This is a genomic window from Aquirufa regiilacus (genome assembly GCF_032470275.1).
Taxonomy (GTDB): domain Bacteria; phylum Bacteroidota; class Bacteroidia; order Cytophagales; family Spirosomataceae; genus Aquirufa; species Aquirufa regiilacus.
The window spans coordinates 97,421-119,234 of the sequence record NZ_JAVNWW010000004.1; the positions used below are offsets into that span (position 1 = coordinate 97,421).

The following is a 21,814-nucleotide window of genomic DNA, read 5'->3' on the forward strand; positions in this document are numbered from 1 at the left end:
CCGTCCCTTATGAAAACTTACGAATTACACACAGCTGATTCCCGCGGAGCCGCAAACCATGGTTGGCTTAACAGCTACCACACCTTTAGTTTTGCCAATTACCACAATCCATCGCGCATCCATTTTGGTGCATTGCGTGTATTGAATGACGATACCGTTTCAGGTGGTATGGGCTTTGGCCAACATCCACATGACAACATGGAAATCATCAGTATCCCCTTGGAAGGAGATCTAGAACACCAAGACAGCATGGGAAATAAGGCTGTGATTCGACATGGCGATATCCAAGTCATGAGTGCGGGTACGGGTATTTACCACAGCGAATACAATCACAGCAAAGATTCTACGGTTAAATTTTTACAGATTTGGGTTTTCCCGAACAAGAAAAATGTAACGCCTCGTTATGATCAAATCACATTGAATGTAGCAGACCGCCACAATCAATTGCAACAAATTTTATCCCCGAATTCAGAAGATGCCGGCGTTTGGATTCACCAAGATGCCTGGTTCCATATGGGAAAATTTGATCAGGATATTGCTACGAACTATACGATAAATAAAGCCGGAAATGGGGTTTATGCCTTTGTTCTTTCGGGCAGTTTTGAACTCGATGGTCAAACCCTATCCACGCGCGATGGCTTAGGCATTCGTGGCGCTGAGGCATTTGAATTAAAAGCCTTGTCGGCCGATGCGGAGATTTTACTCATGGAAGTTCCGATGCAATTTTAATGCGCATGAAAACAATAGCTGTCTTCGGAGGAAATCCTGATATCGTAGCCGTTTTGGTCCGTTTGATTAATCAATATGAAACGGCCGAAGCGGTATCCTTTGCAGAAGTGGATGAACTTTTGAACGCTAGATTCGACCTTGTGTTGTTGAGTAGCAGCGTTTCGGAGGCAGATGAAGCAAAAATCCGCGCGCAAGTAAGCCTACCGATCATCCAGCATTATGGAGGAGGGAGTGGTTTGTTGCGCGCGGAGTTAATGCCCTATTTGGACTAATTTTTTTGAATACTCCAGGCGATGCCTTGTTCGATAAGTTTTAGGTAGTCTGGATTTTGCCAAACCACTGCCGAGTGTCCCATCGACGTATAAAAGGTTTTTCCTTTTCCTACTTGACGGTACCAGGCCACCGGGTGATTTGCTCCCATTCCGAAGTTTTTATCCGTCATCCAAAGCATATTTCCGTTCGGAATGATCTTGTCTCCATTGATGGAATACAAGACCGTTACGTCTTTGGGTTGATTAAAAAACACATACCATTCGTCGGTATTACTCCATTGTTTCACCAAGTTTTTCGAAAACAAAGAATCGACATTTTCCGACAAGCGCACATCGGATTGTTGGAACTGCGGATTCAAGGGATGATGTGAAAATTTGGCTCCCAAAAGGTTTGTTTCATACCAATCCCAGCGGTGCGAATCATCTCCCGCGCCGTGAATTCCCATGAGCGAACCACCTTCTTCCACATATTTTTCCAAAGCAGCTTGTTGGTCGTCATCCAACACCCGTCCCGTCGAATTATCAAAAATCACCAAGCTAAATTGCTTCAATTGTTCAGAATTAAACACCCCACCCTCAGCCGTTTCGTAGACAAAATAGTTGTGGGCTTTGCCTAGACCTTTCAACAGAGGAATCGAGGCATCGATTGATTCTGCGTGGCGGAAGCCTGTTGTTTTGGTAAAGACCAAAATGGCTGGCCGGTTTGCCGGAAATTGAATCGCGGGTTTTTCCGTTTCGTAACTCACGGGGAAACCGTACTTCACTTTGTACATAAAGGTCCCCAAGGCGACAGAAAGCAATAGGATGATGCTAAGCAAAGTCACTCCCAGAATTTTTAAGAATTTTTTCATTTGTTTATCAGTTTTTTTGTCAGTTATCTTATTTGCACACCTTACCTTTGGCAATCCTCCAAGGTTTGCCAAAGGTAGTAGAGCTATTAGGAATTTAAGAGCCTACGGTGGTAATTTATTTGGCCTAAATGATAGGCCAAATGTGTCTCCAAATGGATAAAAATATACCCATTTGTTTTATCCTCATCGAAGATTCGGATGGGGTAAATATCTCCTAATTTGTTGGCCGGAAAATCACGCAAAACCTGAAGTACGATAGGATGAATTTCATCAAGCATTTGTAGTAACATTTTCCGTGGAATATCCCGCGCGGTAAATTCCAGCGGTCGGTCGCGGACATAGCCCGTGTTTGCATAGACCGCCCCAAAAAATGTATTTAGATTCCCCATCAAATGCAGGAATACATTTCCGCCCGGATTGTTGATTCCTTCTGCAACCTGCCAAACATGGCTATCCGAGGAATATAATTCAATCTCTTTTCGAAGGGCTTTTAAATCCCGGTCATACAGGGCAATGAGTTCTTGTAGCATCTTTTTTTATCAGTTTTTATACGCGTTTTTCGTTTCTGGACAACTACCTTTGGCAAACCTGAGGAGGATTGCCAAAGGTTAAGTTAGAAGTCGACGGCGTAGTCCTTCGGAAATACCTGCCCGGTCCATGCCTTCTTCTGCGTCCAATCCGCATCGGCATCCGTCCAAAATGAATGACTCGCCGGCAAGCCCAAAGGCAAAAATGCCGCGGATGTTAAATACATACTTCCTGTATTGGAATACGAATCTGCGATATTCGCTTGATTGGCGCCCACCAAACCCAAGGTCAACCATCCGTCTCGATCGAAGGTCGACGAAACAAACACCCGACGAAATACGGCCGTCAAAGCTGAGCGAACTTGCGCTAAACTTACTCCTTCAGGTAAGGCATTTTCTAAAGCCAATTTCGCGAGCGGTTGGAATAGACCGACCCGATACGTTGACGAGCGACCTACCACCAAAAAAGTGCCTTCTGGCGAAATATAGCGCTCCTGAAAACTCGCATAGCGCTGCATCCGTTTGTAGGCTAAATCAAAATCGGCTTGGGATAAACGGCCTTTGGCCAAATTAACCCGCATGACGTCGATCAACATGGGATGAATCACAAAACCATTGTAATGATCGAAATGAAATTTCTCACCATCCTTATACCAGCCATCACCTACATACCAAGACTGGATTTTGGCAATCGCCTGATCGATGCGCGCAGCATCAAAAGGTTTACCAATATTCAGAAGAAAACTCTCAATCGTAGCTGCAAAAAGAACCCAATTATTATTGGGCGGCGTGATTTGTCGGATCGTCGTAAACTCTCGAATGTAATTCATTTTGGTTTCGGCCGACAATGGTTCCCACAATGCAGTAGGGGCGATCAAAAAAGCCTGCGCAATAAATGCGGCATCAACCAAGGGTTGTTTGGAAGTGGGTGAACCCCAATATAAGTAGTCGGGACTTAAAGGATCCGCGGCATGTCTCAGCGCTGCCAAGGTTTGCTCCTTCATCCGCTTTCGGATATTCGTTTCCTCCCGGGCGGCGGCAGAACTCACGTCATCCGGTAAGGCTAAAAATGGACCGATGCCAATTAATAAACGGCCAAAAGCCTCCATGTATGCGACATCGGATGCGCGATGATCCCAAGTAGGACTGTAAGCAATGATCATGTTTTTGCGCAGTTCCCCTTTAGACATATTTTTCAGAATAGGGGCGGCGATTTTATCCATTATATGCACCCAATAAGTGCGATCTGAGGAAGCTATACCCTTTTCTTGCCTATTCCCTTTTACCCAAGGCAGAAAGCTTAATAACACAGATTTTTGAAGGAAATTTCTACGCTCCATCTTGTAATTCATAAACTCAAATTTGTTCAAATAATTTTTTTCAGGACATGTTGGCGCAATACGCTAACAATTGACCATGTAATTTAAGGCCAAGTTTTTCATATGAAAGCAATTTATGCATTTCCACGCAAAAACAATAAGGGCTTAAAACGTATCAAACGAATGAAAAAATTACTATTTCTACTCTCTTTTTCAATTATTGGATTTAATCTTTGGGGACAATCGAAAAGTCTAAATTTCCAGGCCGTTATTCAAGACCCTAAAATTATAGATATTCCAGGACAAAAAATTTCTGGTCAGCCACTCGTTAAAGGCAAAGTGTGGTTGAAGTTTGACTTAAGTAACGCAAAAGGTGAACTAGATTATTCAGAAATTCAAGCAACTACAACCGATGAGTTTGGACTTGTTAATCTTACCATCGGACAAGGATCAAGTCAAGGCATTTCTAGTAACAGTATCAAATCGAGTCGATACTCCAATTTTCAACAAATTGTTTGGGACTCCAATATTAAAACCCTGGCCGTAAGTGTCAGCTTTGATGAGGCAAAAAACTTTACGCAAGTAAGTTCTCAATTACTCAGCCATACCGCATATGCCCTTTATGCAGAGGCTGTGAATTACCAAAATGTGGCAGATGCACCAACAAAATTGTCAGATTTCAGCAATGATATGGGATATCTTGTTCCCAAAGATTTAAATCCCTTAAAGAGTCAAGTTCAAGAAATTCAAACACAGACTCAAACTCAATTTTTATTAGTTGATCAACGAATCACAGAGGTTGGCAATCAGTTAAGTTCACAAGCAAAAAATATAGCATCCATTACAAATTCACTTGATTTACAAAACCAAAAATTGGCAGATCAACAAAATCAAATTCAGGCAAATCAAAATCAAGTTCAAGGTCAAATCAGTAATTTGACAATTCAAACAAATAATACTCAGAATAGTGTCAATAACTTAGGGGGGACATATGAATCCTTGAGTAATAAATCCTCAGACATTAGTTTGGGAGGCGGAAACCCTTCAAATGAACTTTATCCAAGCCAACGGGCTACAAAATCATATATTGACAATTCAATCTACCAGGCGGTAGGATCAGGAGTACCGGATGCAACAACACTTGCCGCAGGTAAAATCCAATTGGCTGGAGATTTAGCGGGAACGGCAGCGGCACCAACAGTGCCCGCACTTGCAAATAAAGAAAACAACAGTAATAAATCCATCAGCGTAACTACTGATGCGTCATCAGATATCAAGTATCCAAGTGTGAAAGCGGTCAAAGATTATGTCGACGCAGCAACACAAGGAGTCGCTTTGCAAACTACAGTTGCTGGTAAAGAGGATATAAGTAACAAATCAACCGCAACCGCTTTGGGAACTTCCGATATTTTATATCCATCTCAAAAAGCTGTAAAAACCTATGTGGATAATCAAATTTCTTCCGCAACCATCGTCGACGCAGATGCAAGTACCAAAGGTAAAATCCAGTTGGCTGGCGATTTAGCGGGAACGGCAGCAGCTCCAACTGTTCCCGCATTAGCAAATAAAGAAAATAGCAGCAATAAATCCATCAGTGTTTCTACAGATGCAACTTCTGATATAAAATATCCGAGTGTGAAAGCCGTGAAATCCTATGTCGATAATCAAATTTCTTCCGCGACTATCGTCGATGCAGATGCAAGTACCAAAGGTAAAATCCAGTTGGCTGGCGATTTAGCGGGAACGGCAGCAGCTCCAACTGTTCCCGCATTAGCAAACAAAGAAAATAGCAGCAATAAATCCATCAGTGTTTCTACAGATGCAACTTCAGACATAAAATATCCGAGTGTGAAAGCCGTGAAATCCTATGTCGATAATCAAATTTCTTCCACAACCATCGTCGACGCAGATGCAAGCACCAAAGGTAAAATCCAATTGGCCGGCGATTTAGCGGGAACTGCAGCGGCACCTACTGTAATTAAAATCAATGGTGTTTCTTTGGCTGGCTTATCAACAGGTTTATTAAAAAATACAACAAGCACAGGAATACCAAGTATTGCGGTAGCTGGAACGGACTATTTGGGAGCAGTAACTCCAGGAACATCCGGCAATATTTTAACTTCAAATGGTACAACATGGATTTCATCTGCTCCAGCAGCAGGGGCAGCAAGCACATTATTAAATGCTCGGCTCATATATGGGAATAGTTTTGATGGCTCAGCAAATGTTAGTGGCATCATCGCTTCATCCTTTGGAGGTACCGGTAATGGCTTCACGAAATTTACAGGGGCGACAGGTTCTGAGAAAACGTACACCTTGCCAAATGCAGACGCGGTTATTTTAACCAATCTCGCGGCTGTGGCGATTAATCAAGGAGGAACAGGGGCTACAAATAAAACAGCAGCTTTTGATGCACTATCTCCCATGACATCTCCGGGTGATATCATCTATGGGATTTCGGGTGGGTCGGCAGCCCGTTTAGCCAAAGGGTCTGAAAACCAAATTTTAACCATTTCAAACGGATTACCCGCTTGGACTACTTCTACGGCTACTGCACAAGCACAAGATTCGAACGAAGAGTTTAATGCCACAGTGAGTCAAACGAGTTTTACAATCAATCATACACCTGCCAATACATCAAAGTTACGTATGTACATTAATGGTATTCGCATCAGCAATACAGCTTACAGCATTAGTGGTACCACTGTAACCTATATTCCGGCAAACAATGGTGCATATGATCTCGCCGTTGGCGATCGAATACAATTTGATTATCAATACTAATGAGAAAAATACGACTCGTTATATTTTTTGTTAATCTTGTGTTTTTATGCCAGGCACAATTAAGTGACTTGCATTACATGCCTCCCCTCAAACAAAATGCGGGAATAGCCGTCAATGCCCAAAAAATCTACTTAACAACTCCCAGCATCACAAGTTTTGATGTGGATATCTATCGAGGAACGAGTAATTCCATCTTGGCAACAATCAATATTTCCAAAAGTGCCCCTGGAACTTATACACTTGGATCAGGCATCAATGATATCACTTTTGTTTCAGATGCGAATACCGGTAATGTAGTAAGTACTGCAGGCCTTGTCTTCAAATCCCGCAATGGCCAGAAATTCTATGTAAACTTTCGTGGAAATTCTGCCTCACAGGCTACATCCATTACCTCGAAAGGTCGGGCGGCCCTTGGCACGGCCTTTAAATGGGGAGGTATGCCGAACAGAGGTGCCAATTATAATTTATTGAGTAACTCCATGGGTATCATGGCCACAGAAGATAATACCACCGTGAACATCTTTGGATATGATCCCGCTTGCACATTCCGACAAGGAACGAATACAACAGCTATCACAGCTGATGCAATTCAAATTGTTTTAAACAAAGGACAAAGCTATGTATTAGAAGCCCCCGTTTTGGTTGCAAATTCAGCGAATGTTGAAGGTTGGATTGGATCTTCTGTTACTTCAGATAAGCCCATTGCCATGAATGTGGGGCAATTATTCATGGAACCCGTTGCAGGATTTGGCGGGCAAGATTGTGGGGCAGATCAAATTATCCCCGAAAATACGCTAGGGCGTGATTATGTATTTGTACGAGGGAATGGCTTAGATAGCTTTGAATTTGCCATTATTGTCGCTACCCAAAACGGCACTAAAATCTTTGTGAATGGCTCCACAACCGAAATCGCCACCATTAACAATGGCGAATATTACATTGTTCCTGGTAGCTATTATTCCACTTCATCCACAACGACCTCCGTTCCCGGTGGGAATATGTATGTGCAAACCTCTAAAGAAGCTTATGCATTTCAATGCCTCGGTGGGTCATCTGGCGCAGAAACGGTTGACCTGAACTTCATTGCCCCTGTTAACTGCTTATTGAGTAGTTCTGTTGATAATATTTCTAACATTACTGATATCGCCGGAAAAGTAATGACGGGCGGAGTCACGCTCATCACGTCCACCGCCATCAATGACGCAGACATCGTCGTCAACTATGGCACGAGTACCGTCAGTTTAGTCACCCTACAAGCCGCGAAAAAATCCGTCGCCGGTACCTCCGACTGGAAAACCTTTTACCTCAGTGGATTAACGGGTGATGTGAGTGTATCCGCGCCTGGGCCACTTGCACTTGGATTTATACTCGTGAGCGGGGCAGCGGGAGCCTCGGGTTATTTCTCGGGATTTGAAACCTTGCCCACCATCAACGTCAACGTCTCCGGTGACGGCTGTCTACCCGGTTCCACACTCGTTGCAACAGCAGGTTTCCCTTCCTATGCCTGGTATCGTAATGGTGTCGTAATCCCTGGACAAACTAACAATACCTATACCCCCTCCATCGCAGGGGATTATTACGTCATCGTTTCCACAGGATCTTGTGACTACCAATCTGCCTCACAATCACTCTACGATTGTAATCCAGAAGTCGTTACTTCGGTTGTCGCTGATAAAAATTCCGTTAACTCCGGCCAAACAATCACCTTCTCCATCAAAGCCGCTTATCTCGGATATGGAAATTTATCTAACTTGGTTATTCGTAATCAAATTCCATCAAACCTAAATGTCGTTTCTGCCACCCCTTCCTATGGAACATGGACAGCCTCAGGATCCGACTTCAACTGGAATATCGGAACCATGTACCCCAGCGAGGAGCACCGACTAACTGTCGTAACTACCGTGAAAACGCTGAGCACCAATGAAACGCAAAGTTATGTGCTCACCAATACCCAAACTCAAGTTGACGCAAATAAGGTCGTCGATGACCCAAGCGAATCCATCTTATTTTTAGCGCGCGTAATTCCTTCCCAATCCAATTTTAATCCGCACAGCAAACAAGTAGGACAGGCTAACTTTAATTTGACACCCCCCAACTCAAACAGCACGGGCGCATTTACCTATGTAAGTAGTGATACAAGTGTCGTGAAAATTATAGGAGATCAAGTCATCATCGTCGGACAAGGAAATGCAAACATCACAGCAACACAAGCTGAAACGGCTACCTATGCCGAAAAAAGCATTCAAACCAGCATTTCCGTTTTGCCTAAAAACGGACTCATCAAAACAGGAAAACTATCCACGACAAGTGCACAAGTGGTTAATAAAAATGGAGCTAGGGGATTTGGAGCAGGACATAATCAATACGGAGCTCCCATCGTCTCGCTAAATACACCTACGGTGTACACGAAAACTATTTCTAACATTACGAGCACAAGCGCTAGTGCTGGAGGTATTGTAATTTCTCATGGGGGAAAGGATGTCACAGCAAGAGGCGTTTGCTGGAGAAGACTACCCGGAGCAACCATCGAACATAACTTCACCAATGATGCTGGAACCATAGGGGCTTTTAATTCCAGCATGACAGGTTTAAGTCCAAATACCCTCTACTATGTCAGAGCTTACGCTACCAATAAACAAGGCACAAGCTATGGGGAGGAAATTAGCTTTACTACAAGTAATTAACATGAAAAAAATATTACTATTTACATTTATTGTTTTGCAAGCGTATAGCGGTTTATGCCAACTAAGTGACCTACATTATTTACCCCCGCTGAAACAAGAATCTTCTCCCAATTATGCCATTTTTGACCATAAGCTTTACTTAACGACTCCAAGTGTAACAAGCTTTGTCGTCGATGTATATCGCGGAACAAGTACGAGCCTTTACACCTCAGTAACTATTTCAAAATCGAGCGCAGGAACTTTTACACTTCCCGCAACGACAACCTCCGTTGAAAATAATATTTCCATGATGGATAATGCAAACACAGGCATTGTCCAGTCGATAGGCGGGTTAATTTTCAAATCTCGAAACGGAGAAAAATTTTATGTGAATTACCGTGGAAAATCAGGATCCCAAGCCACCTCAATCACCTCTAAAGGAAGAGCCGCATTAGGGACAGCATTTAAATGGGGAGGCATGCCAAACCGTGGAGGAAGCTACACCTTACTCAGTAATTCCATGGGCATCATGGCTACAGAAGATAATACCACCGTGAACATCTTTGGATATAAATCAACATGTACATTCCGCCTAGGTAATGACCCCGCTGGTATAACTTCAGATGCCATAAGCATTACTTTGAACAAAGGTCAAAGCTATGTATTAGAAGCCCCCGTGACAGCTACCCTTTCGCCTAACATAGACGGCTGGCTAGGGGCGTCCGTCACGTCCGATAAACCTATTGCGATGAGCGTGGGACAACTGCATGTCCAACCTGTTTTAAATGTGACCAATCAGGACTGTGGGGCTGACCAAATTATTCCCGAAAATACGCTCGGAAGAGACTATGTATTCGTACGTGGAAATGGAGCTGACCAATCCGAATTTGCTATCATTGTTGCTACCCAAAACGGCACTAAAATCTTTGTGAATGGCTCCACAACCGAAATCGCTACCATTAACAATGGCGAATATTACATTGTTCCTGGTAGCTATTATTCCACTTCATCCACAACGACCTCCGTTCCCGGTGGGAATATGTATGTGCAAACCTCTAAAGAAGCCTATGCATTTCAATGCCTCGCAGGATCTACCCTCACACAAACCGTCGACCTCAATTTTATCGCTCCCGTGAATTGCCTACTGAGTAACAAAGTTGATAACATTTCCAATATCACAGACATAGCCGGATTAACCATGACTGGAGGTATCACGCTAATTGCGTCAACAGCTATTGCTGATGCCGATATTGTCGTTAACTATGGGGCAAATACTGTATCTCTGGCCACTTTACAAGCAGCCAAGAAATCAGTCGCCGGTACCTCCGACTGGAAAACCTTTTACCTCAACGCGCTTTCAGGTGACGTTTCCGTATCAGCACCAGGACCCATTGCCGTAGGATTCATTCTTGTCAATTCAAATGCCGGAGCCTCGGGTTATTTCTCGGGATTTGAAACCTTGCCCACCATCAACGTCAACGTCTCCGGTGACGGCTGTCTACCCGGTTCCACACTCGTTGCAACAGCAGGTTTCCCTTCCTATGCCTGGTATCGTAATGGTGTCGTAATCCCTGGACAAACTAACAATACCTATACCCCCTCCATCGCAGGGGATTATTACGTCATCGTTTCCACAGGATCTTGTGACTACCAATCTGCCTCACAATCACTCTACGATTGTAATCCAGAAGTCGTTACTTCGGTTGTCGCTGATAAAAATTCCGTTAACTCCGGCCAAACAATCACCTTCTCCATCAAAGCCGCTTATCTCGGATATGGAAATTTATCTAACTTGGTTATTCGTAATCAAATTCCATCAAACCTAAATGTCGTTTCTGCCACCCCTTCCTATGGAACATGGACAGCCTCAGGATCCGACTTCAACTGGAATATCGGAACCATGTACCCCAGCGAGGAGCACCGACTAACTGTCGTAACTACCGTGAAAACGCTGAGCACCAATGAAACGCAAAGTTATGTGCTCACCAATACCCAAACTCAAGTTGACGCAAATAAGGTCGTCGATGACCCAAGCGAATCCATCTTATTTTTAGCGCGCGTAATTCCTTCCCAATCCAATTTTAATCCGCACAGCAAACAAGTAGGACAGGCTAACTTTAATTTGACACCCCCCAACTCAAACAGCACGGGCGCATTTACCTATGTAAGTAGTGATACAAGTGTCGTGAAAATTATAGGAGATCAAGTCATCATCGTCGGACAAGGAAATGCAAACATCACAGCAACACAAGCTGAAACGGCTACCTATGCCGAAAAAAGCATTCAAACCAGCATTTCCGTTTTGCCTAAAAACGGACTCATCAAAACAGGAAAACTATCCACGACAAGTGCACAAGTGGTTAATAAAAATGGAGCTAGGGGATTTGGAGCAGGACATAATCAATACGGAGCTCCCATCGTCTCGCTAAATACACCTACGGTGTACACGAAAACTATTTCTAACATTACGAGCACAAGCGCTAGTGCTGGAGGTATTGTAATTTCTCATGGGGGAAAGGATGTCACAGCAAGAGGCGTTTGCTGGAGAAGACTACCCGGAGCAACCATCGAACATAACTTCACCAATGATGCTGGAACCATAGGGGCTTTTAATTCCAGCATGACAGGTTTAAGTCCAAATACCCTCTACTATGTCAGAGCTTACGCTACCAATAAACAAGGCACAAGCTATGGTGAAGAAATTAGCTTTACTACAAGTAATTAATGGAAGGATAGGAATCTAGCGTGTAAATTCGGAGTTTTTAGTAGATTTGTCAACATGACAACCTCTTTATTAACACTTTATTGGGTCTTATATTTTGCTATACATAGTCTACTGGCTACAGATACAATTAAAGTACTAGCTAAATCAAAAACACCGTCGATTTTCCCTTATTACCGAATCGCCTACAACGTTATTGCGATCGTTGGCTTAGCGGTTTTACTGAGGTTCACCTTACCCCTAGCTTCACTTTCTGCTGACACATTCATAGGCGGTGTAATCACCGGCATCGGATTACTTTTTATTGTACTCGCTTTCCGGGCATTCAACCTCCGTGAATTTTTAGGTTTTCAGACAGAGACCAAATCGGAATTAGTCGTCACAGGCATGTATCGTTTTGTCCGACATCCGCTGTATTTTGGAACCATGATTTTCATCGCAGGACTTTACTTACTTATGCCCTCTCACATGATGCTTTATGTTCTTGTCATCAGCTATGTTTACATCTGGGTTGGGAGTAGACTAGAAGAGCGTAAATTGCGCGCATTGTTTGGCGAATCGTATTCAAACTATGCCAAAAAAGTAAAATCCCTGATTCCCTATGTCTATTAGAGAAGCTCTCCTAGTAGATATTCCCGAGATGCATCGCATCCGTATGGCGGTGAAGGAGAATGTTTTAACAAACCCATTAGCCGTTCAGGAAGCGGATTATGTGCCTTTTTTATCCTTACCAAACAAAGGTTGGGTCTGTGAAATTTTCGATCAGATTGTTGGCTTTTCGATGGTAGACGTTACAGGAAACGAAGTCTGGGCATTATTTGTTGACCCTTCCTTTGAGGCTCAAGGCGTAGGCGGTGGTTTGCATGATATCTTGGTCAAATGGTATTTTGCACTAGGTGAAGAAGAATTAATTCTTGGAACCGAGGTAGGAACAAGAGCTGAAAATTTTTACAGGCATAAGGGTTGGAAAGCATCTGGCCAAAAATCCAACGGAGAAATCATTTTTAAAATGCACCGAAAAGACCTACATTTATCGTCCTAAACAAGAAGCTATGAATCCTAATTTCAGTGAGTTTAAACGCATTATCACCACACCGGTACTATTCAAGTTTTTTATCTTTAAAAACCTTTCCGCGGCATTTTGGTCGGGCTTAAACATCCACCACTTCGATGAGGAATCTTGTGTGGTTCGCGTAAAATTATCTTGGTTTAACCAAAACCCTTTTCGCTCCATGTATTTCGCTGTCGAAGCGATGGCTGCCGAAATGAGCAGCGGAATGCTCGCATACGCACAAGTGCACAATCGTAAACCGGCTGTGAGCATGTTGGTCGAAAAAGTCGAAGCGACATTCGTCAAAAAGGCAACCGGCACCATCTTTTTTACCTGCGCTGACGGAAAAGCCATGGAAGCAGCCGTAGACGAAACGGTCAAAACGGGCGAAGGAGTCAAGTTGACATCCAAGGCCATCGGCAAGAATTTAGAAGGCGTCATCGTCGCCGAATTTACATTTACCTGGAGTTTTAAAGCAAAATCAATATGAGTCATCCCATCATGACATGCCTGTGGTTTGATAAGCAGGCCAAAGAAGCATTTACTTTTTATCAGGCGGTATTCACCGACATCCAACTGATTTCGGAGAATCCATTTACGGTCAATTATACCTTAGCGGGAAAACGTTTCATGCACCTCAATGGAGGGCCAGAGTTCAAAATCAATCCGTCGATTTCCTTTTTTTATAATGCCGAAAATGAGGCGGAGATTGATCGCATTTGGGCTCGGCTCATCGAAGGAGGAAAGGTCATGATGCCTTTGAACACTTATCCATGGAGTAGTAAATATGGTTGGGTTGCCGACCGATTTGGTGTGAATTGGCAGTTAATGCTAGACCATGTCAGTGGCGATAAAGTCTATCCGAGCATGATGTTTACAGGTGACAATAATGGTAAAGCGGCAGAAGCGATTGCCTATTACACGTCTATTTTCCCAGACTCAAAAACGGTACAGCTGAGTCCTTACGGAGAAGGAGGAGCAGATGTGGCTACCCATTTAAATTATGCTCAATTTCAACTGCAAAATCAGGCTTTTGGTGCCATGGATAGTTCGCACATGCACGAATTTGCTTTCAATGAAGGCGTTTCCCATGTCGTTGTCGTCGATACACAGGAGGAAATTGATTTCTTTTGGGATCATTTGACTGCAGGTGGACAGCCCGGAAAATGCGGTTGGTTGAAGGATAAATACAATGTTTCCTGGCAAATTGTCCCCAGTTGTTTGGGTAAATTCATGAGCAATCCAGCGACCGCACCGAAGGCGACTTATGCCTTTTTACAAATGTCAAAATTCATCATCGCAGATTTAGAAAAGGCATGTGAAAATTAGCTAATTTTACTGCCCAAATAAACCCTTGGTTATGCAAAAACCTTATGATTTTTTGATTGTTGGCGCCGGCTTTTTCGGCAGTATTTGTGCGAGAGAATTGACCAATCAGGGCTATTCGTGTTTAGTGATTGAAAAACGTAATCACATCGCCGGGAATTGCTTTACCGAAAAACGCGATGACATTCATTTACATGTGTATGGCGCACATATTTTCCACACGTCGAATGAGAAGGTTTGGAATTGGATAAACCAATATGCGAAGTTTAATCATTACACCAACCGACCTATCGCCAATTACAAAGGAGAGCTATTCGCACTACCTTTCAACATGTGGACTTTTAATCAGTTGTGGAATGTAAATACCCCAGCTGAGGCCCAAAAAATCATTGCAGAGCAGGGAAAGGATATCGTGGGAGAGCCACAAAATTTAGAGGAGCAAGCGATCAGATTGGTAGGGAAAGACATTTACGAAAAACTGATTAAAGGTTATACGGCAAAGCAATGGATGAAGGACCCGAAGGAATTACCCAAGGAAATCATCAAGCGTTTGCCCGTTCGTTATACATTCGATACAAATTATTTTAATGACCGCTACCAAGGAATTCCGGAAGGAGGCTACACGCAGATTTTTGAGAAGTTGTTGGAAGGAATCGAAGTGCGATTAAACGTGGATTATTTGGCGGACAAATCGACATACAATGCGATGGCGAATAAGGTGATTTACACAGGGCCGATTGACTCTTATTTCAATTACCAATTTGGGGAATTGGAATACAAAACAACGCGTTTCGACCATGTCAAACATGATTACCCGAATCATCAGGGTGTTGCCGTCATGAACTATACCGAAGCGGAAATTCCTTATACGCGCATTATCGAGCACAAGCATTTTGATTTCAACGAAACGCCGAGTACCTGGATTAGTTATGAATATCCGGAGCCTTATAAGGCGGAGGTGACAGAGCCCTATTATCCGGTGAATGATCAGGTGAATAATGAATTGTTCCAACAATACCGGTCATTGGCTGATCAGGAAGAACAAGTATTTTTCGGGGGTCGCTTAGGGGAGTACAAGTATTACGATATGCACCAGATTATCGATCGTGCGCTGACGATGGTGGAAACTTTTATCCCAGCTTAACCTTTGCCAATCCTCCAAGGTTTGGCAAAGGTAGTGCTGCGGGGTGAAAAAAAATCCCCCGGAAACAGATAATCAAATCCAAGAAATTGATAATTATCCCAACAGCGCCTTCATCTTTTTCGCGATGAAGTTCGTGGCATATTCGGGTGCCAGTCGGCACAAGAAATCCATAAATTTGGAATCAGATCCCACCAAAATCCGATATTGATTCGTTTCCATGCCGTGCAAAATGATACGCGCGGCATCTTTCGCAGGTAAAGTCTGCATGCTAGACGAATCCGAAGATACTACCGGCATGTCAATCCCGGAATTCGTAGTAATGTTCGTCGCAATCGCTCCAGGAAAAACCACCGAAACACGTACCGCCGTTTCTTTCAATTCGGCGTACAAGCCCTCCGTGAATAATTTCACCGCGGCTTTGGAAGCCCCATAGATGCTTTGACCGGGAACAGGAAGAAAGCCTCCCATGCTGGAAATGTTGACAATGTGCGCCTCGGGACGCTCCAATAAATGAGGAAGAAAGGCTTTGGAGACCGAAACAGTACCAAAAAAATTCACGTTCATCACGTGTTCAATTTGTGTAAATGTTAAATCATTTACTTTCACAAAGGGCTGAATGATGCCCGCATTATTGATGATGCCATCGATCTGACCAAAGTGCTTGATCACCTGTTCTGGCAACGCAAGCACTTGGGTTCGATCTGTAATGTCCACTTCTAACGCTAGAAAAGTAGTATCCTTTCCGGAGCAAATTTGTTGGGTTTCCAACAGCTGAGGTAAGTGCATGTCCAATGCTGCAACTTTCCCTCCTTTGGCAATAATTTGATGGGCCATTTCCCGACCCATACCACTACCCGCACCGGTCACCAAAAACACCTTTCCAGCAATTTTCATCGGAATTTATTTATATCGTTCATAAGTTACTGGACCTAATAAACCCGAAGGCTCCGTCGGCATCCCCGCCTGAATCATCATGGGCATCGACAAATAGGTAATTTTTTTCGCACCTTTTTGCGCATCGCCTATCAAACGATTTACCCAGGAATTAATCACCTTCACCTCAATTTTGTTATTCCCCGCATGCACAAATGCACTAATGTCAGCCACAAAGGGTTGCTTCCAAAGCGTTGTCACCAAATGCCCATTCACATATAGCTCCGCCAAATTCTTCACATCCCCTAAATTCAACCGGATTTTTTCTCCTTTTGCGAGGGCAGGAATATCCATGGACTTCACGTAGGTCGCCGCTCCGGAAAAATAACGTACCCCTTCCATGGTATGCTGATTCAGCGAAATCAAGGAGTCCAATTGAATGCTCGAAGGCGCTCCGCGATCGGCTTGAAATTGAACTTGCCACGCACCTGTTAGCGTACCCTTGCCAAGCAAGGACTCAGCGGCTTTCACCCGAAATTTAGCCGTCGAGGCCCCCTCAAATACGATAAATTGAGCATCCCAAGGGCTGAATTCAAAATCAATGAGCGTCCGTCCTCCAACGGTTTGAAAGGCAACATCCGAAACTCCACCTGTCTCTGGATTGTATAAACGCGGGTTTTTCCCCTGTACGCGGAAGGAAATTTGCGCACGATTCGTGGAATCCGAACGATTGTTCAACCAGTAGATATCCCGACCAGCCCCTTGGCGATGTTGGAATAAAACAGTTGCCTGATTTTTAAACACCTGCACATCAGCGTCCACCTTGTTTTTGGCCAATACATCAACAAGCGATTCTCCTAAATGCACGGATGGCAAAGCCTTCAGCGCATTCAGCGTTTTCGTGAATTCCGCAGGATTATCCAATAAACTTGGGCTTGACTCCGGAGACTCTCCTGCCACAGGAACCCCATGTTGTGCCAAGGTCAAAATCCTTTTCAAAGTAGGAAGCGTCATTTTTTTCGCACTCGGATCCAATACCAATACCCGGTAACTCGTTCCTCCCTGACTTAGCAATTTACCTTGTTGAACCCGGATGGCATCCCGCAAAGCGCTAGCGTTCACATAGTCAAACTCAAAGCCGGCTGGAATAGCTGGCAATGCCACCATGGCCAGCGAAGTGATGTTTTGGTTTTCTCCATAGAAATATAAGATGTCCGCAACATTTTTCCCTTGTTGCAACAAATAAGAAGAACGACCCAAATAATTCGCCCAAACTTTTGCCTGATCCGCCCAGGTTTCCTGCCGCGTAAACCACTGACCAAATGGTCCCAACGTCAAGCCCGGAAATAAATCATCCTTCGGCTGGTGAACGGAAGTATGAATCACAAAACGATTCAAACCTGAAGCTAATTCCATGTCCGCTGTCCGCTTGAGCGTTCCGGGATGTGGACTGAATGAATTTCCTGCCGTGGTCATGGACTCACCTGCCACAATATTTTGGCCATAAATATGAGCCACAGAAGCCGCCTCACGGATATCTGCGCGGGACCGCACTTCCTCATCCTTTCCGGCCGCCAAAGCACCCGGCTGCCACATGGCTGCCATCGGAATGGCCGCCTTACGTTTCACATCCATGCCATCCGCGAGGTATATACGCCCCCCTTCATGCGATTCCGTGTAACGCTTCATGCCACGTTTGGCCAACAAATCACCAATTAATTCATAATGATTCTCAACAATCAATTCCCCGATTGTCTTCCGAACATCCCATAAAAATGCCTCACTCGCAGCGGTATTTTGGACAATACGACCTGCTAATACAGGCATCCAAGGGCCTAAATCATATCCCCTTTTGGATTTGAAGTCGGCAGCAAACGTCGCCGACCAGTTCATGTGTCCCGCCTCGTAACTATCCAAGACCATGTGGCTCAAACCCGCATCGCCTAATTTTCCGCCCGTAGCATCCGCATATTGATCTAAATAATTCGTCAAATACCTCGTAACGGCCACACGATCTAGCTTATCTACTTCGAGCCCTGTTGCCTCTGGCGATGCAGGATGATTTTTCTTTCCGGTCAACGAATATCCAAAACGAATAATATCCCAATTTCCGGCGGGCGCATCCCAGGCCAAACGTCCATCCGCCTGCAAATATTCCGTCACATTAATGATTTCCGAAGGCAAAGGTCCCGTTACATCCGGCGTGCCGGCATTGGCCAATTCCTTGTGTGCCTCAAAACCCGCTTTGGCCTCAAACAAATGAACGCGAGGCTTCGTAAATACATTAAATTCGGCGATTTTTGTCCCCTTCGGTTCCGTTCCTGCCTTTACGCCAAACATCGCAGCAACACCCACTCCTCCCGGTTTTTCAGAGCGATAACAGAGTCGGATGGCCTTCAAGGCCTGTGGCGCGAAAGAAATTGTTGTTTGTGGCGTGATGGTTGCAGGAACCTGCGCAATTTCGAAAAAGCTAGTTCCATCTAAACTCCCTTGAATGCTCCGATTATTGCCTCCGCCATTAAAAACGGCTAATTCTCCATAAGATTCATTCGATAATACCACACTCGATAGAACCGTAGCAGACTGAAACGTATATTGAATCCAGGCATTCTCTCCCACGGCAACAGGAGGCAAATAAGTCATTTTATGTAAATCGCCATCCGTCAAATCAGCCAACTGAAAACTCCCTCCACTCGAACTCACTTGAGGGTTCAAGTCCCGTGCGGATAAATCCTCTCGGCTGACAGGATACGCCCAAACCGCAATGTCTTGATAAAGCTGAGCTCCTTTCCGACCTGATCCTGCAGAAAATCCCCCATCTTCAAAGGGAACATTTTGCATTGGCCCCGTGATACCGGAGGGTTTTGCTAAAGAAACGGATACGCGTTTACCGCCTTGGATTCGTTGTTCCAACCAAACGTATTTTTTCATACCGTCCGCATCCGGAACCCAAGGACCTCCCGTCACACTCCATCCTGGAGAACCGGCAATCGCCATTTCCAAGCCTTTTTCATGCGCATATTCCGTCGTGAACCGGAAAGCGTCTTTCCAAGCCGGAGTCATGAACACGAGTTTTTCCGCTACGACCACTGGCGTAAACAAACTAGCATCAAAATTCTGGAATCCACCGATGCCCGTTTTGCTCATCCAATCCAGGTCTTTTTTGATCCCTGATTTTGTAATGTTTCCGTTCATCCAATGCCACCACACCCGCGGCTTTGCAGCAGCAGGAGGTGTTAAAAAATCTTTTTGAAGCGAGGAAATCTGCGCATAAGCAGAAAAATTCGCGACAAGTGCTGCCGCGAATAAGAGTTTCTTTATCATAAAAGGTCGTTTATTCCTTAACGCGTGATCCTTTCGCCTCAAACATTCCCATCAAGGTTCCTTTCAAATTATCGGAATCCACTTTTGTCAATTCCACATTGACATCGTAGCCTTGTGTTGAGAAATAAATCACCACCTTCTCGCTATCATCTTCAACTTTCGAAATTTCAACCGCTGGAAGTGAATCATCACCAACAATCTTCAATTGACCTGTCAAGACACCATCTTTGCGCACCAAATTAGTCGCAAATGTCGCATCCCCATTAGGAGTACCTAAGACCACGATTTTCCATTTTCCAGCAAAAAAATCGGTTGGGTCTGGCTGAGACGCAAAAGCCGAAGCAGAAAACAAAGTCGTTAACACAAACATGAAGGCAAGAATCTTCTTCATAGTAAATAGATTTAAAGGGTTTATTGTGAGGCAAATATAGAAAGGAATTTTATATTGTCTATTTTTTAGACAATATTTTTTACCTTTGAAAAAACACAAGTAATTTACCAAGATGTCAGAAAGTTACAACCTGATAAGTCAACAAAATTACATTGCCCAATTGGCCGTCGATTGTGTTATTTTCGGGTATCGCAAAGGGGAAATGCATGTCTTACTTCCCAAGCTAAATTTTCAAGGGGATTTTTGGACATTGCCTAGTGGATTCATCCACCAGGAGGAAGATGTAGATGATGCGGCCAATCGGATTTTGGAAGAACGAACTCAATTGACCGATATCTACCTGGAACAGTTTCATGTCTTCGGGAAAGCCGCACGAACGAATACCGCTTTCATGGCAGAATTGCTTCGCCTAAATCCGGACTTGCAAGGAGAAAAAGCGGAATTTGATTGGTTTGTGCGGAGATTCGTTTCCATTGGCTATTATGCCTTGGTGGACATCAATAAGGTCCATCCCCAATGCTCCTATCTAGATGAAAAAATGGAATGGATGCCCATCAAAAATATGCCAACAATGATTATGGATGGCCAAGAAATTGTGGAGAGAGCTTTGCTGGCCCTGAGGGCCAACTTTGATGATCACCTTGTGGGCTATAATTTACTCCCTGAGACTTTTACCATGAAAGAATTGCAAGCCTTGTACGAATCGGTATTTGACAAACCTTTTCGACGAAACAATTTTCAGAAAATGATTTTAGCTTTGAATATTGTTGAGCGCCTGGAAAAGCAATTTACCGGCGCGGCAAACAAGGCACCCTATTTATATAAATTTATCCCTGCTTAACCATGAAAACTGCTTTATTTCTATGCATGTGCCTTTCGGCATTCGGCCAACAAGTTATTAAACTCTATCCGGGCAAAGCCCCTGGTTCCGAAAACTGGAATTGGGAAATGAAAGAATTCACCCCCATGCCCAATAATCGGATGTTGTTCAATGTGACGGAACCGACACTGACCATCTACCCAGCTGTACCTGGAAAAGGAAACGGAACCTCGATCATCGTCGCACCCGGTGGAGCATTCCACATTTTATCCATCGATTCTGAAGGACATGATGTGGCCAAATGGCTAAGCGCACGTGGAATTACCGCTTTCGTTTTAACATATCGGGTCGTGAAATCCAACAGTCCAAATCCCTTCGCGGAATTAATGCCGCTCATGAAGGACTTCAAAAAGCTCGATGAAATCAATGCGCCAGTCGTTGAGATGGCGACTCAAGATGGCATTGAAGCGATTAAATATGTGAAAGCTAATGCGGGAGCTTTGGGCATTGATCCCAACAAAATGGGCTTCATGGGCTTTTCTGCCGGAGGTACCTTGACGATGAATGTCTTGTTGAGCGCGCCACAAAACCTAAAGCCAAATTTCATAGCTCCCATTTATTATTATGCGGATGCGGTGACAGGTAAAGAAATGCCAAACGCTGTGACTCCAGCTTTCATCGCCGTGGCGGCCGATGATAATTTGGGATTCACGCCGCACAGCATTCGTTTATTCGAACGTTGGACCGCCGCCAAACACCCGAGTGAATTACATGTATACGAAAATGGAAGCCACGGGTTTGGCATGCGAAAAAACAATACATCGAGTGATAACTGGACGGTGGATTTTGAGAACTGGTTAAAGGTTCGCAAATTTTTGTAGTCCCTAGGCTAAAGCCTAGGGTTATGATTTTATAGACCCAGGTGTTAGCCTGGCGATTTTCATACAACCCTCCACTATATAACCCCAGACTTCAGTCTGTGGAATCAGATACCGAATCCCTTTTTAACCCCAGACTT

Annotated in this window: 18 protein-coding genes; 12 read left to right on the plus strand and 6 right to left on the minus strand. The window is 44.1% G+C overall.

All coding sequences use genetic code 11. The features are described from left to right. The first annotated feature begins 9 nt into the window (after positions 1 to 9). Positions 10 to 729: a pirin family protein gene (locus PQG45_RS09100; protein WP_315574326.1), complete on the plus strand. Its 720-nt coding sequence runs from the start codon at positions 10 to 12 to the stop codon at positions 727 to 729. Positions 730 to 734: 5 nt separating this feature from the next. Further along, on the plus strand, positions 735 to 1,001 hold the full coding sequence (locus PQG45_RS09105) for a hypothetical protein (RefSeq protein WP_315574328.1): 267 nt from the start codon (positions 735 to 737) through the stop codon (positions 999 to 1,001). On the opposite strand, the gene PQG45_RS09110 is transcribed toward PQG45_RS09105, so the two are convergent. The 3 genes from PQG45_RS09110 to PQG45_RS09120 all read right to left on the minus strand — a co-directional run bounded on the left by PQG45_RS09110 (position 998) and on the right by PQG45_RS09120 (position 3,731). Next, positions 998 to 1,852: a ThuA domain-containing protein gene (locus PQG45_RS09110; protein WP_316070724.1), complete on the minus strand. Its 855-nt coding sequence runs from the start codon at positions 1,850 to 1,852 to the stop codon at positions 998 to 1,000. The two genes, PQG45_RS09105 and PQG45_RS09110, sit on opposite strands and share 4 nt — an antisense overlap. Positions 1,853 to 1,938: 86 nt before the next feature. After that, the gene (locus tag PQG45_RS09115; RefSeq protein WP_315574332.1) at positions 1,939 to 2,382 is read right to left on the minus strand and encodes a DinB family protein; all 444 of its coding nucleotides are present in this window, start codon (positions 2,380 to 2,382) and stop codon (positions 1,939 to 1,941) included. Positions 2,383 to 2,465: 83 nt separating this feature from the next. Then, a complete protein-coding gene (locus PQG45_RS09120) occupies positions 2,466 to 3,731 on the minus strand; it encodes a DUF2264 domain-containing protein (RefSeq protein ID WP_316070725.1) in 1,266 nt (421 codons plus the stop codon). A gap of 150 nt (positions 3,732 to 3,881) precedes the next feature. Between PQG45_RS09120 and PQG45_RS09125 the strand changes: the two genes are divergently transcribed. Genes PQG45_RS09125 through glf form a run of 8 tightly spaced genes read left to right on the plus strand, consistent with a single transcriptional unit; the run spans position 3,882 to position 15,388 of the window. Continuing rightward, on the plus strand, positions 3,882 to 6,482 hold the full coding sequence (locus PQG45_RS09125; RefSeq protein WP_316070726.1) for a hypothetical protein: 2,601 nt from the start codon (positions 3,882 to 3,884) through the stop codon (positions 6,480 to 6,482). Continuing rightward, positions 6,482 to 9,166, plus strand: coding sequence for a hypothetical protein (locus PQG45_RS09130; RefSeq protein ID WP_316070727.1), 2,685 nt, complete (start codon positions 6,482 to 6,484; stop codon positions 9,164 to 9,166). The genes PQG45_RS09125 and PQG45_RS09130 overlap by 1 nt, the downstream gene beginning before the upstream one ends. A 1-nt stretch (position 9,167) precedes the next feature. Then, entirely contained in the window at positions 9,168 to 11,870 is a 2,703-nt protein-coding gene (locus PQG45_RS09135; protein ID WP_316070728.1) for a hypothetical protein, read from the plus strand. 54 nt (positions 11,871 to 11,924) lie between these two features. Then, the gene (locus tag PQG45_RS09140) at positions 11,925 to 12,479 is read left to right on the plus strand and encodes a methyltransferase family protein (RefSeq protein ID WP_315574339.1); all 555 of its coding nucleotides are present in this window, start codon (positions 11,925 to 11,927) and stop codon (positions 12,477 to 12,479) included. Beyond that, positions 12,469 to 12,909 (plus strand): GNAT family N-acetyltransferase, encoded by a 441-nt coding sequence (locus PQG45_RS09145; protein WP_315574341.1) that lies wholly within the window; start codon positions 12,469 to 12,471, stop codon positions 12,907 to 12,909. Before PQG45_RS09140 ends, PQG45_RS09145 begins: the two co-directional genes overlap by 11 nt. 10 nt (positions 12,910 to 12,919) lie before the next feature. After that, complete coding sequence (locus tag PQG45_RS09150; RefSeq protein ID WP_315574343.1) at positions 12,920 to 13,408, plus strand: DUF4442 domain-containing protein; 489 nt, start codon at positions 12,920 to 12,922, stop codon at positions 13,406 to 13,408. Beyond that, entirely contained in the window at positions 13,405 to 14,247 is an 843-nt protein-coding gene (locus tag PQG45_RS09155) for a VOC family protein (RefSeq protein ID WP_315574344.1), read from the plus strand. The genes PQG45_RS09150 and PQG45_RS09155 overlap by 4 nt, the downstream gene beginning before the upstream one ends. A gap of 31 nt (positions 14,248 to 14,278) precedes the next feature. Beyond that, the gene (glf, locus tag PQG45_RS09160; RefSeq protein WP_315574346.1) at positions 14,279 to 15,388 is read left to right on the plus strand and encodes a UDP-galactopyranose mutase; all 1,110 of its coding nucleotides are present in this window, start codon (positions 14,279 to 14,281) and stop codon (positions 15,386 to 15,388) included. A 93-nt stretch (positions 15,389 to 15,481) separates the two neighbouring features. Here the strand turns inward: glf and PQG45_RS09165 are convergent, their stop codons facing one another. The 3 genes from PQG45_RS09165 to PQG45_RS09175 are packed head-to-tail and all read right to left on the minus strand — an operon-like array spanning position 15,482 to position 19,976. Continuing rightward, positions 15,482 to 16,282: an SDR family NAD(P)-dependent oxidoreductase gene (locus PQG45_RS09165; RefSeq protein ID WP_315574348.1), complete on the minus strand. Its 801-nt coding sequence runs from the start codon at positions 16,280 to 16,282 to the stop codon at positions 15,482 to 15,484. A gap of 6 nt (positions 16,283 to 16,288) precedes the next feature. Further along, positions 16,289 to 19,585, minus strand: coding sequence for a glycosyl hydrolase (locus PQG45_RS09170; RefSeq protein WP_315574349.1), 3,297 nt, complete (start codon positions 19,583 to 19,585; stop codon positions 16,289 to 16,291). Positions 19,586 to 19,595: 10 nt separating this feature from the next. Further along, a complete protein-coding gene (locus PQG45_RS09175) occupies positions 19,596 to 19,976 on the minus strand; it encodes a hypothetical protein (RefSeq protein WP_315574350.1) in 381 nt (126 codons plus the stop codon). A 112-nt stretch (positions 19,977 to 20,088) separates the two neighbouring features. Here PQG45_RS09175 and PQG45_RS09180 point away from each other — a divergent pair, with 112 nt between their 5' ends. Both PQG45_RS09180 and PQG45_RS09185 read left to right on the plus strand, forming a co-directional pair. Then, positions 20,089 to 20,817: an NUDIX hydrolase gene (locus PQG45_RS09180; protein ID WP_315574352.1), complete on the plus strand. Its 729-nt coding sequence runs from the start codon at positions 20,089 to 20,091 to the stop codon at positions 20,815 to 20,817. Between the two features lie 2 nt (positions 20,818 to 20,819). Then, positions 20,820 to 21,677 carry an alpha/beta hydrolase gene (locus tag PQG45_RS09185; protein WP_315574354.1) on the plus strand — a complete coding sequence of 286 codons (858 nt, stop codon included), beginning with the start codon at positions 20,820 to 20,822 and terminating at the stop codon, positions 21,675 to 21,677. The last annotated feature ends 137 nt before the right edge of the window (positions 21,678 to 21,814 follow it).

Excerpts from the sequence above, each read along its gene's own strand:
- PQG45_RS09170 (WP_315574349.1), bottom strand. The coding sequence starts at position 19,585 with ATGATAAAGAAACTCTTATTCGCGGCAGCACTTGTCGCGAATTTTTCT.
- PQG45_RS09180 (WP_315574352.1), top strand. The coding sequence starts at position 20,089 with ATGTCAGAAAGTTACAACCTGATAAGTCAACAAAATTACATTGCCCAA.
- PQG45_RS09110 (WP_316070724.1), bottom strand. The coding sequence starts at position 1,852 with ATGAAAAAATTCTTAAAAATTCTGGGAGTGACTTTGCTTAGCATCATC.
- PQG45_RS09150 (WP_315574343.1), top strand. The coding sequence starts at position 12,920 with ATGAATCCTAATTTCAGTGAGTTTAAACGCATTATCACCACACCGGTA.
- PQG45_RS09135 (WP_316070728.1), top strand. The coding sequence starts at position 9,168 with ATGAAAAAAATATTACTATTTACATTTATTGTTTTGCAAGCGTATAGC.
- PQG45_RS09125 (WP_316070726.1), top strand. The coding sequence starts at position 3,882 with ATGAAAAAATTACTATTTCTACTCTCTTTTTCAATTATTGGATTTAAT.
- PQG45_RS09140 (WP_315574339.1), top strand. The coding sequence starts at position 11,925 with ATGACAACCTCTTTATTAACACTTTATTGGGTCTTATATTTTGCTATA.
- PQG45_RS09185 (WP_315574354.1), top strand. The coding sequence starts at position 20,820 with ATGAAAACTGCTTTATTTCTATGCATGTGCCTTTCGGCATTCGGCCAA.
- PQG45_RS09100 (WP_315574326.1), top strand. The coding sequence starts at position 10 with ATGAAAACTTACGAATTACACACAGCTGATTCCCGCGGAGCCGCAAAC.
- PQG45_RS09120 (WP_316070725.1), bottom strand. The coding sequence starts at position 3,731 with ATGAATTACAAGATGGAGCGTAGAAATTTCCTTCAAAAATCTGTGTTA.
- PQG45_RS09130 (WP_316070727.1), top strand. The coding sequence starts at position 6,482 with ATGAGAAAAATACGACTCGTTATATTTTTTGTTAATCTTGTGTTTTTA.
- glf (WP_315574346.1), top strand. The coding sequence starts at position 14,279 with ATGCAAAAACCTTATGATTTTTTGATTGTTGGCGCCGGCTTTTTCGGC.
- PQG45_RS09145 (WP_315574341.1), top strand. The coding sequence starts at position 12,469 with ATGTCTATTAGAGAAGCTCTCCTAGTAGATATTCCCGAGATGCATCGC.
- PQG45_RS09115 (WP_315574332.1), bottom strand. The coding sequence starts at position 2,382 with ATGCTACAAGAACTCATTGCCCTGTATGACCGGGATTTAAAAGCCCTT.
- PQG45_RS09155 (WP_315574344.1), top strand. The coding sequence starts at position 13,405 with ATGAGTCATCCCATCATGACATGCCTGTGGTTTGATAAGCAGGCCAAA.
- PQG45_RS09165 (WP_315574348.1), bottom strand. The coding sequence starts at position 16,282 with ATGAAAATTGCTGGAAAGGTGTTTTTGGTGACCGGTGCGGGTAGTGGT.
- PQG45_RS09105 (WP_315574328.1), top strand. The coding sequence starts at position 735 with ATGAAAACAATAGCTGTCTTCGGAGGAAATCCTGATATCGTAGCCGTT.
- PQG45_RS09175 (WP_315574350.1), bottom strand. The coding sequence starts at position 19,976 with ATGAAGAAGATTCTTGCCTTCATGTTTGTGTTAACGACTTTGTTTTCT.